Source organism: Stenotrophomonas sp. GZD-301, assembly GCF_049310345.1.
GTDB lineage: Bacteria > Pseudomonadota > Gammaproteobacteria > Xanthomonadales > Xanthomonadaceae > Stenotrophomonas.
In genome coordinates this window covers 1-13,371 of the sequence record NZ_JBMOWY010000045.1, presented here as the reverse complement: position 1 = coordinate 13,371, position 13,371 = coordinate 1, and the positions used below count along the sequence as shown (strand labels likewise).

Below are 13,371 nucleotides of genomic sequence, written 5' to 3'. Positions count from 1 at the left end.
GGCCTCAGGCGCGCCGCTTGTGCTTGGCATCATCCGAACGCAGCTGCTGGATGCGTTCAAAGTAGCCCGGTTCGATCCCGGTCGGGTAGATGCCGTTGAAGCACGAGGAATCGAACGTCTTCAGCTCCGGATTGCCTTCGCGCACCGCCGCTTCCATGTCCTCGATGTCCTGGTAGATCAACCAGTCACAGCCCAGGTGCGCCTCGATTTCCTCGACGCTGCGGTTGTGCGCGACCAGTTCCTCGGCCGCCGGCATGTCGATGCCGTAGATGTTGGGGTAGCGCACCGGCGGCGCGGCGCTGGCCAGGTAGACCTTGCGCGCACCGGCGTCGCGCGCCATCTGCACGATCTGCTGGCTGGTGGTGCCGCGCACGATCGAATCGTCGACCAGCAGCACCACGCGGTTGCGGAACTCCAGGTGGATCGGGTTGAGCTTGCGACGCACCGACTTCACCCGCTCACCCTGCCCCGGCATGATGAAGGTGCGGCCGATGTAGCGGTTCTTGATGAAGCCTTCGCGGTACTTCACCCCGAGCGTGTTGGAGATCTCCAGCGCGGCATCGCGCGAGGTGTCCGGGATCGGGATGATGGTGTCGATGTCGTGGTCCGGGCGCAGGCGCAGGATCTTCTCGCCCAGCTTGATGCCCATGCGCATGCGCGCCTTGTGCACCGAGACGTTGTCGATCATCGAGTCCGGGCGCGCGAAGTACACGTACTCGAAGATGCAGGGGCTGTGCTCGGCCGGCTCGGCGCACACTTCGGAGAACAGCTCGCCGCGCGCGGTGATCACCAGTGCCTCGCCCGGGCGCACGTCGCGCACGCGCTGGAAGCCCAGCACGTCCAGCGCGGACGACTCGGAGGCCACGATGTACTCATCGCCTTCGGCATGGGCGCGCTTGCCCAGCACCAGCGGGCGGATGCCGTGCGGATCGCGGAAGGCGACCAGGCCCAGGCCCAGCACCACGCTGATCACCGCATAGCCGCCCTTGCAACGGCGGTGCACGCCGGCCACGGCACGGATCGCCGCTTCCGGGGTGAGCTGGCGCTGCGCGTCCAGCTCGTAGGCGAACACGTTCAGCAGCACTTCGCTGTCCGAATCGGTGTTGACGTTGCGGCGGTCCTGCTCGAACACCTGCTGGCGCAGGGCTTCGGTGTTGATCAGGTTGCCGTTGTGGGCCAGCGCGATGCCGTACGGCGAATTGACGTAGAACGGCTGCGCTTCATCCATGCCTTCCGAACCGGCGGTGGGGTAACGCACATGCGCGATGCCGACGCGGCCCTCCAGGGTCGACATCCGCTTGGCGTCGAACACATCGCGGACCAGGCCGTTGGCCTTCTGCACGCGCAGACGGGTGCCGTCGGCGGTGGCGATGCCAGCCGCATCCTGGCCGCGATGCTGGAGGACGGTCAGGCCGTCATACAACTGCCCGGCGACGTTCTGGTTGCCGACGATTCCGACGATGCCACACATGGTGCGAATCTCCGCTGGGCTGTGCCCATCTACAGTGAAGGTGGCCGTGCCTGGCCGGGGGAACCGTTCCGCGACGGAGCGGTGTCGTCCGGACGCGCGCGCGCCGGCTCGATGTTGGTGGGCAGTGTGGAAGCCGGTCCGCGCGCCGCAGCGTCGGCAGGTACCGGGTCCCTCGCCTCGTCAACCGGACGCGGCCATCCGCGCCCTGCCACTACCTCGCCAAGCACACCATTATCGCCTGTCGCGAGCGGCTTGCCCAATTCCAGCGGCGGCAGTTGCGGCAGATTCACCTCCGGCAGCGCCACCTCGGGCAGCTGCGCCTGCATCCAGCGCACGCCGGGCTGGAGCAGCGGGCGGACCTGGGAGTCGCGCCAGGCGGCCTCGTCGGGCAGCGGCGTGAAGGCGGCGAGCATCAACAGAACGCAGCCCAGGAACGCCCCGCGGACCAGACCCAGCGCCCCGCCCAGCAGGCGGTCGGCGCCGGTCAGGCAGGTGACCTTCACGGCGGCCTTGATCAGCATCCCGATGCCGCCGACGGCAATCATCACGGCCAGGAACACGCCCAGGTAGCCGCCCACGTAGTGGCCGGTGCCGGGCGCGACCGGTGCGGCCCACCAGTGCGCGGCGTCGTTGCCGAACAGGAACGCCGCCCAGCCGGCCAGCAGCCAGGACAGCGTGGCGACCACGATGCCGACGAAGCCGCGCATCAGCCCGAGCAGCACCGAAGTGCCGATCAGCGCCAGCAGCACGATGTCGATCACGCCCGCGCGCCGCAGTGGGGCCGTGGGGCCGGCAGGCGGTGCATGCCGGGGCTCAAGGGTGCGGGCGGACCATGCCGGCCACGCCGACCTTGGCCGCGACCTGGGCCTTGAGGTTTTCGGCGTCGGCGCGGTTGGCCACCGGCCCGACGCGGACGCGGTTCAACGTGCCCTTGTCGGTGCGCACCTGCTCGACGAAGGCGCTGAAGCCGGCCGCACGCACCTTGTCGCGCAGCGCGTTGGCTTCGGTGGCCTGCCCGAAGGCGCCCAGCTGCACGGCGAAACCGACGCTGCTGGCGGCCGGGGCGGCCGGCGCGGCCACGGTGGCCGCAGGTTCCGGCTTGGCCGGGGTCGGCTTGGGTTCGGGCTTGGGCGCGGCCGGTTTCGGCTCGGGCTTGGCGGCGGCCACCGGTTCGGGCGGCAGCGCTTCGGTCTTCACGGTGGTGGCCGCGACCGGGCTGGCGGTGGAAGCGCTGGGCGGCGTGGCAGCGGGCGTCGCCGCCGGCGTCGGTGCCGGCGTGGCGGCCACGGCACTGCCGGCGCCGGCATCCAGTGTCACCACTTCGGCCTTCACGTCGCTGCGCACCTTCACCGCCTGCAGGCGGGCCGACTCGGCCTGGGCACGATCGGCATAGGGACCCACACGCACGCGCCAGGCCTGGCGGCCGTTGATCGTGGCCGGCTCGCGGAAGCCGGGCAGCTGCGATTTCTTCAGGTAGGCGATCACCGCATCGGCGTCGGCTTCGCTGCCATAGGCTCCGAAGCTGACCGCGTAATTGCCCGCGGCCACCGCCGGCGAGGTGTCAGCCGGCGCCGCATCGGCAGCCACGGCACCGCTGTCGGCCAGCGGCTGGGTGGTGGACACCCCGCTCTGCAGGCCGGTGGCGGCACCGGTCGGCGCCACCAGGGGCAGCTCGCGCGTTTCGAACTGACCGTCCGCCGGTGCAGCCGGTGCGGAGATCGGCACATTGGCCACGCCACTGTCCGGCGCAGGGCCCTTGACCAGCATGGGCAGGAAGATCACGGCCAAAGCCACCAGAACGATGGCACCAATCAGTCGCTGTTTCAGAGGAGTATCCACGGAAGGCAGGCAGGGCGGCGCGGCGGAATGCCACGGCGATTATACGGTCGCGCGCACGCGCGGCGTCGAATGCGGCTGAACGGCGGCACAGGACCGCCGTGCGGACTCAGGGGGTCGTTTCCAGCCACTGCAGCGCCTGCGCGGCCGTGTGGAAGGAACCGAACACCAGCACGCGATCACCGGGCTGTGCATCGCGCAGGGCCTGGTGCAGCGCATCGGTCACACCGGCATGGCGGCGGCCCTCGGCGGCGGCCGTGCCGGCCAGGCGCGCCTGCAGGGCGTCGGCGCTCTGCGCGCGTGCACCATCCAGGCCGGCCAGATGCCACGCCTGGACCTCCCCGGCCAACGCCTCGACCACGCCGGCCGCGTCCTTGTCCTGCAATGCCGCGAAGACGGCCACGGTACGCCCGGCGACCGGTGCGGCCTTGAGCGCGGCGGCCAGCTCCCGCGCGGCCTGCGGGTTGTGGCCTACATCGACCAGGACCTCCACACCGGCACGGTCGAAGGACTGCAGGCGGCCGCGGATGCGCGCATTGGCCACGCCCTCCACGAACGCCGCGCGCGGCAGCGGCTTGTCCAGCGCGCGCAGCGCGGCAATCGCCGACGCGGCATTGCGCCGCTGGATCGGGCCACGCAGCGCCGGCGTCGGCAGGTCGATGCGGAAACCGACATCGCGCCAGCGCCATTGCCCGGCATCGATGACGTCGTCGAAGAAGTCACTGCCGCCACGGATCGCGTTGGCGCCCACCAGGTAGGCGCGGGCCAGCACGCTGGACGGCGGATCGGTCTCGCCGAGGATGACCGGCTTCCAGCCGCGGATGATGCCGGCCTTCTCGGTGCCGATTGCCTCGCGGTCTTCGCCGAGCCAGTCGCTGTGGTCGATGTCCACGGTGGTGATCACGGCCACGTCGGCGTCGACGATGTTGACCGCATCCAGGCGCCCGCCCAGCCCGACTTCCAGCACGGCCAGGTCCAGCCCGGCAGCGGCAAACAGGTGCAGCGCGGCGAGGGTTCCGTACTCGAAATAGGTCAGCGTGGTCTGGCCACGCGCCTGTTCAACCGCAGCGAACGCGGCGACGAGCGCCTCGTCGGCAACGTCCTGGCCGTCGATGCGCACGCGCTCGTTGTAGCGCAGCAGGTGCGGGGAGGTGTACGCGCCGACCTTCCAGCCGGCGGCGCGTGCGATGGCCTCGATGAAGGCCACGGTGGAGCCTTTGCCGTTGGTGCCACCGACCACGATGGTCCGGGCGGCCGGCGCGCCCAGGCCCATCGCCTGCGCCACGGTGCGCACCCGATCCAGCCCCATGTCGATGGTGGCCGGGTGCTGCTGCTCGATGTAGGTGAGCCAGTCGGTGAGGGTGTGCGGGCGGGCGATGGTCATGGGCGTTGGATCAATGTGGCGGACGACGGGGCGGGACGGGACGGCGTTACAGCGCGCGGTGCTTGGCTTCGCCGAAGAACGGCGTGTGATGGGCGCAGTCGTTCAGGCGGACCACTTCCAGGCTGTCCAGGTCGGGACCTTCGAGCAGGTTGAGGGTGGTCGGCGCCTGGCGGAAGGTCCACAGGCGGGAGAGCGGCAAGCCGAGGATGCGGCACAGGATCACGCGGTTGACGGCATCGTGGGCGACGACCAGCAGGGTGTCGTGCTCGCCGAGGCCGTCGGCGGCGCGGGCCAGGCCACGCCAGCTGCGCTCCAGGACCAGGCGCAGCGATTCGCCACCGGGCATGAGCACGGTGTCCGGCTCTTCGCGCCAGGCCTTGAGCCGCGAGGGATCCTTCTCATTGATTTCGCTGGCCAGCAGACCTTCCCACTCACCGTGGGCGATTTCCTGCAGGTCCGGCTCGGTGAGCAGCATGTCGGCACGCGCGCTGCCCAGCGCAAGCTGGGCGGTGCGCTGGGCACGCGACAGCGGCGAGGCGACGGCGCGGGTGATGTCGACCGAGACCAGGCGTTCGCCCAGCGCCTGGGCCTGGGCTTCGCCGATCGGCGACAACGGGATATCGATCTGGCCCTGGTAGCGGCCTTCGGCGTTCCACGGGGTTTCGCCGTGACGGGCAAGCAGAATGCGCATGCGAGCAAGGGGTCCTTGGGGGGAGGAGTTCCGGCGTTTCGTTCACATCCTGTGAAAGCGCGCGGAACAGGGATGATACCCGGTTGACGCACCGAACCCGTGCCGGGTGGCGGCGCCGTTCATTGCCGCGCCGTTCGTGGCCGCCCCGCGCCCGACCCGCGCCACAAAAAAGGCCCCGCTGCTTTCGCAGCGGGGCCCCTTGGATCTACCCTGCCCGGCTTACTTGGCCAGGTTCAGTTCCTTCAGCAGCTGCGGCGCCGGCGCCACTTCCTGCATGATCCACTGCATGTAACGGCTGTCCACCGAGATCATGCGGGTCATCACCGGGTCGAACACCCAGTTGGAGCTGACCGATTCCCAGTTGCCGTCGAACGCCAGACCGACCAGCTTGCCGTTGGCATCCAGCACCGGCGAACCCGAATTGCCGCCGGTGATGTCCAGGTTGGACAGGAAGTTCACCGGCACCGAGCCGATGCGCTTGTCTTCCAGGCCGCCGTAACGCTTGGCCTTGACCGCATCCAGCAGCGCCTCGGGCGAATCGAACGGATCGGCGCCGGTTTCCTTGGCGACGATGCCTTCCAGCGTGGTGAACGGGGTGTAGGCCACGCCGTCCTTCGGCGCATAGCCCATGACGTTGCCGAAGGTGATGCGCAGCGACAGGTTGGCATCCGGGTACACGAACTCGCCCTGGCTCTTCTTGTAGTCCGCCAGCGCCTGCAGGTACAGCGGACGCGCGACCAGCGACTCGCCTTCGCGGGTCTTCTTCTGCTCTTCCTGCTTCAGCAGCGCCGGCATGACGGCCACCGCGTACTGGATCGCCGGATCGGTGCTGGCTTCGAACGCCGCGCGGTCGGCCTTGAACCACTTCAGGCGTTCATCCAGGCTGCCCAGCCTGGTACCCGACAGCTTGCCGACCAGACCGTCGATGGCGGCCTTGTCGCTGCCCGCCAGCCACTGGTTCAGCACCTCGTTGTTGCGCTGCGCGGCCGGCAGTGCGGCGTACTGGCTCAGCCAGTAAGCCTGCAGCTGCTGGTCCATGCGCGCCACGTAGCGGCGGTCCATCTGCTTGAGCGACCCCTCGATCGACGGCAGGTCGCGTTCCTGGAAACCGGCTTCACGCTCGGCGTCGGCCTTGCTGCGCTCGATCGACAGGCGGTACAGCGTGATCGCCGAGCCCAGCGCCGAGGTGTTGTTGAACTGGCCCACGATCAGGTCGCGGTCACGGGTGGCGCGGCCTTCTTCCAGGTGCTTGATCAGCTGCGCGTGCGCGGCCAGTGCCGGCTTGCCGGCGGCGCCCTGCTTCTTCAGCCATGCCAGCACGGCTGCTTCCTCGGCCTGCTTCTGGCCGGCGGCGTCGATGCGCTTGAAGCCGTCCAGCTGGCCCTGGTAGTTCTTGGCGGTGTTGTTGAGGCCGGCCATCGTGGCGGCGTACTTCACCTTGATGTCGGCGTCCTGCTGGCCGGCCTTGCCGATCAGGTCGATCACCGCGTTGTAGTGGCGCGCGATGGTCGGGTAGGTCCAGCTGGCGGTTTCGTTGAACTCACCGGCCAGCGCGTAACGGTTGGTACGGCCCGGGTAGCCGGCCACCATCACGAAGTCGTCGGCGCCCAGCGGCTGGTCGGCGAACTTCAGGAAGTGCTTGGGCTGGTAGGGCACGTTGTCGGCCGAGAACGCGGCCGGCTTGCCGTCCTTGCCCACATAGGCACGGTAGAACGAGAAGTCGCCGGTGTGGCGCGGCCACATCCAGTTGTCGATGTCGCCACCGAACTTGCCCACGCTGCCCGGGGGCGCGTAGACCAGGCGGACGTCCTTGATTTCCATGTTGCGGAACAGACGGTAGGTATTGCCGCCGGAGAAGCTGTACAGGCGGCAGCGGAAGCCGGCATCGGCTTCGCAGGCGGCGGTCTGGGCCTTGTCGAAGGCATCCAGCGCGCGGGTGCGGGCCAGCGGGTTCTTGCCGGCGGCGGCGATGGCGGCCTTGGCCTGGTCGGTCACGTCGGTGATCTGGTCGAGCACGAACACGCGGGCATTGGGGCCGGCGCTCAGTTCATCGCCCAGGGTCGGTGCGTTGAAGCCGTCCTTGATCAGGTTCTTCTCGGCGGTGGAGTTCAGCTGGATCGCGCCATAGGCGCAGTGGTGGTTGGTGACCACCAGGCCCTGCGGCGACACGAAGCTGGCGGTGCAGCCGCCCAGCGCGACCACCGCGCCCATCGGGTCGCCGGTCAGGTTGGAGATCTGCTCCGGGGACAGCTTCAGGCCGGCCTGCTTGAGGGGGCCGGCGATCTCCGGCAGCTGTTGCGGCACCCACATGCCTTCGGCGGCATGGGCGACCTGGACCAGCCCAAGGCTGGCGACGACGGAGAAAGCGAGCAGGTTCGAGCGCATTGAGCAGCCCCTGGTGAAAGAACCGCCGAGTGTAGCCCAGCGCCCGCCCCGGCCCGATGCCCGGAAGTCATGGCCCCCCGGGGGGACCCCGGACCACCCGCAACGCAGCATGGGAAAACCGCCGGCGGCTCTATAATCCGCGTTTTCCCCCAGACGAGTTCCACCCCGATGGCGCAGCAAACAATGAAGGCCCTGGTCAAGCGTGAAGCCGCCAAGGGCATCTGGCTGGAAGAGGTTCCGGTCCCCACCCCGGGCCCGAACGAAGTCCTGATCAAGCTGGAAAAGACCGCCATCTGCGGTACCGACCTGCACATCTACCTGTGGGACGAATGGAGCCAGCGCACCATCAAGCCGGGCCTGACCATCGGCCACGAGTTCGTCGGCCGCATCGCAGAGATCGGCCCGGGTGTGACCGGCTATGAGATCGGCCAGCGCGTCTCGGCCGAAGGTCACATCGTGTGCGGCCACTGCCGCAACTGCCGTGGCGGCCGCCCGCACCTGTGCCCGAACACCGTGGGCATCGGCGTCAACGTCAACGGCGCCTTCGCCGAATACATGGTGATGCCGGCCAGCAACCTGTGGCCCATCCCCGACCAGATCCCGTCCGAGCTGGCCGCCTTCTTCGACCCGTATGGCAACGCCGCGCACTGCGCGCTGGAGTTCAACGTGATCGGCGAAGACGTGCTGATCACCGGTGCCGGCCCGATCGGCATCATTGCCGCCGGCATCTGCAAGCACATCGGTGCGCGCAACGTGGTGGTCACCGACGTCAACGATTTCCGCCTGAAGCTGGCTGCCGACATGGGCGCCACCCGCGTGGTCAACGTGTCCAACACCTCGCTCAAGGACGTGATGAAGGACCTGCACATGGAGGGCTTCGACGTCGGCCTGGAAATGAGCGGCAACCCGCGCGCGTTCAACGACATGCTCGACTGCATGTACCACGGCGGCAAGATCGCCATGCTCGGCATCATGCCCAAGGGCGCCGGCTGCGACTGGGACAAGATCATCTTCAAGGGCCTGACCGTGCAGGGCATCTACGGCCGCAAGATGTACGAGACCTGGTACAAGATGACCCAGCTGGTGCTGTCCGGCTTCCCGCTCGGCAAGGTGCTCACCCACCAGCTGCCGATCGACGACTTCCAGAAGGGCTTCGACCTGATGGAACAGGGCAAGGCCGGCAAGGTGGTACTGAGCTGGAATTGAGGCAGCACGCCGGTCGGTATGCACCCGGCAAACGAAAAAGGCGCCTTTCGGCGCCTTTTTCATGCGTATCGCCGTGTCAGGTCATTTGCCCACGGCCACGGTGAACACCACGCGGTTGTCGGCCAGCCTGCCATTGTTGTCGCGACCGGCACCGTCGGTACCGTGGTACCCCAGGCCCAGGTTGAACAGGCCGAACTGGCGGCTCACGCCAACGTTGAAGTCGGTGTAGTCCTTGCCGAAATCGGTCTCGAGCGAGGTGCGGCCCACGTTCGCGCTCAGGGTGAAGTCATTGGGCAGGCCCCACTCGCCGCCCACCGCGTAATACCAGCTCTTGGTATCGGACCCGGACAGGTCGTTGGTGTAGGCCACCGTGAGCTTGTACTGCTCGGCAAACGTGGTGGTGGTGATCAGCTCGTTGTAGTTCAGCTCGCTGGCACCCGGGTAGGTGTAGCGGTTGAGCAGCACGTCGAAATTGACGCCGTCGGTGACATCCACCCCGTAGCCGATCAGGTAGTCGATCTCCATGTTCGGGTCGCCCGGCCCGAAGTCCACGCCCGAGCCCCACACGCCTGTGTACAGGCCCACCGGCGAGGTGTAGGTGAAACCGGCCTGCAGGGTCGGGTCCTCGTCGGTCTGCGACACGCCACGGAACACGTAGTCCGATACCGCGGTGACGTTCCAGCTGAAGGGAGACTCGGCCTCGTCCTGGGCACTGGCGGCAAACGGGGCAAGCAGGGCGGCGCAGAGCACAACGGCGGCGGTACAGCGCGTGGCGTGGTTCATGCGGGGTCTCTCCGGGGCGTGGGGGTGGGCGGGTGCGGCGGGGTTTACGGTTTTTTAACCTGATTGATATTGCGATGCAACAATCACGTGCGCAACCGTTCCCCGTCACCCCCGCGCCCGGCGGCCACCACCCCGCGGCCCCGGCACCGGCGGCGACAGGTAAAATCCCGGTTTTCCCGTGCCGAAGACTGCCTGCCATGAGCGATGCCACCTCCGCCCCGCTGACCCAGCACTACGTTGAAGAACTGGAGGCGATCCGCGCCCAGGGCCTGTTCAAGTCCGAACGGATCATCACCAGCCCGCAGTCGGCCGAGATCACCCTGGACGACGGCCGCACGGTGCTGAACTTCTGCGCCAACAACTACCTCGGCCTGGCCGACCACCCGGACCTGATCCAGGCGGCCAAGGATGCGCTGGACAGCCACGGCTTCGGCATGGCGTCGGTGCGCTTCATCTGCGGCACCCAGGACCTGCACAAGCAGCTGGAGAAGCAGATCGCCGACTTCTTCGGCAAGCAGGACACCATCCTGTACGCGGCCTGCTTCGATGCCAACGGTGGCCTGTTCGAACCGCTGCTGGGCGAAAACGACGCGATCATCTCCGACGCACTCAATCATGCGTCGATCATCGACGGCGTGCGCCTGTGCAAGGCCAAGCGCTTCCGCTACGCCAACTGCGACATGGCCGACCTGGAAGCGCAGCTGCAGGCCGCCGATGCCGCCGGCTGCAAAACCAAACTGATCACCACCGACGGCGTGTTCTCGATGGACGGCTTCATCGCGCCGCTGGACGAGATCACCGCGCTGGCCAAGAAGTACAACGCACTGGTGCACATCGACGAATGCCACGCCACCGGCTTCCTCGGCGCCACCGGCCGCGGCTCGGCCGAGGTCAAGGGCGTGCTGGAGAAGATCGACATCATCACCGGCACCCTGGGCAAGGCGATGGGCGGCGCGCTGGGCGGCTTCACCACCGCCAGCGCAGAGGTGATCGAGCTGCTGCGCCAGCGCTCGCGCCCCTACCTGTTCTCCAACTCCCTGCCGCCGCACGTGGTGGCTGCCGGCATCAAGGCGTTCGAGATGCTGGCCGCCGCCGGCGACCTGCGCAGCACGCTGGCCGACAACACCGCCTACTTCCGCGAGAAGATGACCGCGGCCGGTTTCGACGTGAAGCCGGGCGTGCATCCGATCAGCCCGGTGATGCTCTACGACGCCCCGCTCGCGCAGAAATTCGCCGAGCGCCTGCTCGAGGAAGGCATCTACGCAATCGGGTTCTTCTTCCCGGTGGTGCCCAAGGGCCAGGCGCGCATCCGCACCCAGATCAGCGCCGCGCATACCCGCGAGCATCTGGACCGCGCGATCGGCGCGTTCACCCGCATCGGCGTCGAGCTGGGCGTCATCAAGGGGTGATCCGCGCCAGGGTGTAGGGGGGGGGGGTATCCCCCCCCCCCCCCCCCCACCCCCCCCCCCCCCCCCACACACTATGGTCGTCGTGATGGGGTCCTCCTGGTGGGGGTGGGGGGATGTTTCCCCCCCCCCCCCCCCCCTGTCCCCACCCTTGCCCGGACGCGCGCTGCGCGTCACTTCTTTTTCTTTTTGTCCTTCGCCGTTTCCTTGCTGGCCACCACCACCGGCGCGGCGGCGCGATCCTGTGCGTTGCCCTTGGCCACGCGGATGCCGTTGGCCTTCATCCACGCATCGAATTCGTCGGCGCTCATGCGTTTGTCGCCATCGCTCATCAGGAAGCGGTAGCTGCCCCGGCCGTCCAGCTCCGGCGTGCGGATCTCCACGATCTGCTCGGTTGCCGGTGGCGGCGCCTTGGCCACCTGTTTATGGCCGCCGCAGGCACTCAGCAGCGCGACGGGCACCAGCAGGCAGGCGCTGCGCAGCAGGGAACGGCGGAAAGAATTGACGTGCATGGTCTTGCTCCCGGTGATGAACGGAATGTCCCTTCGAAGGCCATCCATTGCCCGGGTCGACTGGCCTGCCACATGCCGGCAGGCCGCGAGGTCACGGTGAGGCCGCAGCGCCCTTGGCCGCGGCGTACAGCAGGTCCAGATCGTGTTGGCTGAGTTCGCGCCAGGCGCCCTTGCCCAGCTCGCCCATCGGCAGCTGTCCGATGGCCACGCGCACCAGGCGCAGCACATTGATGTCGAAGGCGGCCAGCAGGCGGCGGATGTGGCGGTTGCGCCCCTCCTCCAGCACCACTTCCAGCCAGGCGGTTTTCTCGCCGCTGCGCAGCAGGTCGACGCGACGCGCGCACAGGCGTTCGCCGTCATCCTCGATGCCGGCGCACAGCGCCTGCAGCTGCGCGGCATCGGGAATCGTGTCGATCTGCACGTGATAGGTCTTGTCCGGCCCGGTCGCCGGGTCGGTGAGCCGCGCGGCCCACTGCGGGTCGTTGCTGAACAGCAGCAGCCCTTCGCTGGCCTTGTCCAGGCGCCCCACCGGCGCGAGCCACGGCAGGCCGGCACCGTCCAGGCACCGGTAGACCGTGTCGCGGCCCTGCTCATCCTGTGCGGTCGTGACCAGCCCGCGCGGCTTGTTGAGCATCAGGTGGATGCGCCGCGGCGCATCCAGCGCGCGTCCATCCACGCGCACCTGGTGGCGCCCGTCGATGATCGGGTACTCGGGGTTGTTGATGACCCGCCCATCCACCGTGACCCGTCCGTCGGCAATCCAGCGCGCCGCTTCGGTGCGCGAACACAGGCCCGCCTTGGACAGCACCCGGGCCAGACCGTGCCGCACGGCACCTGCACTGCCCGCGGAGGGGGACTTCTGCGGGGACGCACGCCGCTCGGGGCGACGTGGTCGGGGCGCGGACGCGGCGGGGGGCCGGCGTGTGGTCATGAGCTCCGCGCGAGGCGGCTTACTTCTTCTCGCCCGGCTTGGTGTCAGCCGGTGCTTCGGCGGCAGCCGGCACGGCAGCCGGTGCCGGGCGCGCCTTGACCACGCGCACACCGCGCGCCTTCATCCAGGCGTCGAATTCCTCGGCGGTCATGCGCTTGCCGTTCTGGCTCATGTCAAAGCGCCACGGCGTGTTGTCGAACTCGGTCTGCGGCTTGTAGGCCGCCGGGTCGTTCGGCTTGATCGCCGGTGCACCCGGCATCGCCTTGGCGATGTTCTGGCAGCCGTCGATGCGCAGGCGCTGCAGCACGCGGTCCAGCGACTGGTGCTGATCGAAATTGGAGGTCAGCACGCCAGCCGGCATGCCCAGCTGCACGTTGCGGATGTACAGCTCATCGGCCACGGGCGCGATCGCGGTGGCCGGCAGCGGCAGCGGCGAAGCGCTGGTGTTCACCGAACAATCCACGGCTGCGTGGGCGGCGGGAACCAGGGCCAGGCCAAGCACGGTGGCCAGTGCGATACGCAGCATGGGATGCATCCAGGAAAGGGGTCGACGCGCCGAGTTTAACAGCGCCACAACGGCTTTCAAGATCCCACATTCAATGAATACGGCAACTTGTTGGATTTAAAGCAAAGATCAAGCTCGCCCCACACCGGCATTGTCTCCCTGCCCGCTTTCACCCATTGCTCTTCATTGGCCACCGCCCCCCATCGAGGGTGGGGGTGTGTGGGTTCGCGGGGCCGTGGCGCCGCATGGATGCGGCGCACG

Annotated in this window: 13 protein-coding genes; 2 read left to right on the top strand and 11 right to left on the bottom strand. The window is 68.3% G+C overall.

Translation table 11 applies throughout. The features are described from left to right. Positions 1-4: 4 nt before the first annotated feature. From purF to ACO6VK_RS12325, 6 genes are all read right to left on the bottom strand, one after another. Positions 5-1,471 carry an amidophosphoribosyltransferase gene (gene purF, locus ACO6VK_RS12350; RefSeq protein ID WP_017357086.1) on the bottom strand — a complete coding sequence of 489 codons (1,467 nt, stop codon included), beginning with the start codon at positions 1,469-1,471 and terminating at the stop codon, positions 5-7. Between the two features lie 29 nt (positions 1,472-1,500). Then, a complete protein-coding gene (locus ACO6VK_RS12345) occupies positions 1,501-2,232 on the bottom strand; it encodes a CvpA family protein (RefSeq protein ID WP_422507538.1) in 732 nt (243 codons plus the stop codon). A 52-nt stretch (positions 2,233-2,284) separates the two neighbouring features. Beyond that, entirely contained in the window at positions 2,285-3,310 is a 1,026-nt protein-coding gene (locus ACO6VK_RS12340) for an SPOR domain-containing protein (RefSeq protein ID WP_422507536.1), read from the bottom strand. Between the two features lie 106 nt (positions 3,311-3,416). Next, entirely contained in the window at positions 3,417-4,691 is a 1,275-nt protein-coding gene (folC, locus tag ACO6VK_RS12335; RefSeq protein WP_422507534.1) for a bifunctional tetrahydrofolate synthase/dihydrofolate synthase, read from the bottom strand. Positions 4,692-4,737: 46 nt separating this feature from the next. Further along, a complete protein-coding gene (locus ACO6VK_RS12330; protein WP_422507532.1) occupies positions 4,738-5,382 on the bottom strand; it encodes a histidine phosphatase family protein in 645 nt (214 codons plus the stop codon). A 219-nt stretch (positions 5,383-5,601) separates the two neighbouring features. Then, entirely contained in the window at positions 5,602-7,767 is a 2,166-nt protein-coding gene (locus ACO6VK_RS12325; protein WP_422507530.1) for a S46 family peptidase, read from the bottom strand. Positions 7,768-7,950: 183 nt separating this feature from the next. Here ACO6VK_RS12325 and tdh point away from each other — a divergent pair, with 183 nt between their 5' ends. Next, a complete protein-coding gene (tdh, locus tag ACO6VK_RS12320) occupies positions 7,951-8,973 on the top strand; it encodes an L-threonine 3-dehydrogenase (RefSeq protein ID WP_422507528.1) in 1,023 nt (340 codons plus the stop codon). An 81-nt stretch (positions 8,974-9,054) separates the two neighbouring features. Here the strand turns inward: tdh and ACO6VK_RS12315 are convergent, their stop codons facing one another. Then, complete coding sequence (locus tag ACO6VK_RS12315; RefSeq protein WP_422507526.1) at positions 9,055-9,756, bottom strand: TorF family putative porin; 702 nt, start codon at positions 9,754-9,756, stop codon at positions 9,055-9,057. Between the two features lie 197 nt (positions 9,757-9,953). On the opposite strand from ACO6VK_RS12315, the gene kbl reads away from it, so the two are divergent. Next, positions 9,954-11,165: a glycine C-acetyltransferase gene (gene kbl / locus ACO6VK_RS12310; protein ID WP_422507524.1), complete on the top strand. Its 1,212-nt coding sequence runs from the start codon at positions 9,954-9,956 to the stop codon at positions 11,163-11,165. 170 nt (positions 11,166-11,335) lie between these two features. On the opposite strand, the gene ACO6VK_RS12305 is transcribed toward kbl, so the two are convergent. The 4 genes from ACO6VK_RS12305 to ACO6VK_RS12290 form a co-directional block, all read right to left on the bottom strand. Continuing rightward, positions 11,336-11,674, bottom strand: coding sequence for a hypothetical protein (locus ACO6VK_RS12305; RefSeq protein ID WP_422507522.1), 339 nt, complete (start codon positions 11,672-11,674; stop codon positions 11,336-11,338). Positions 11,675-11,765: 91 nt separating this feature from the next. Continuing rightward, positions 11,766-12,605: a pseudouridine synthase gene (locus ACO6VK_RS12300; RefSeq protein ID WP_422507520.1), complete on the bottom strand. Its 840-nt coding sequence runs from the start codon at positions 12,603-12,605 to the stop codon at positions 11,766-11,768. 19 nt (positions 12,606-12,624) lie between these two features. After that, positions 12,625-13,131 (bottom strand): hypothetical protein, encoded by a 507-nt coding sequence (locus ACO6VK_RS12295; protein ID WP_422507518.1) that lies wholly within the window; start codon positions 13,129-13,131, stop codon positions 12,625-12,627. A gap of 56 nt (positions 13,132-13,187) precedes the next feature. Continuing rightward, positions 13,188-13,371 (bottom strand): hypothetical protein (locus ACO6VK_RS12290; RefSeq protein ID WP_422507516.1); only part of this gene is annotated, 184 nt, incomplete at its 5' end.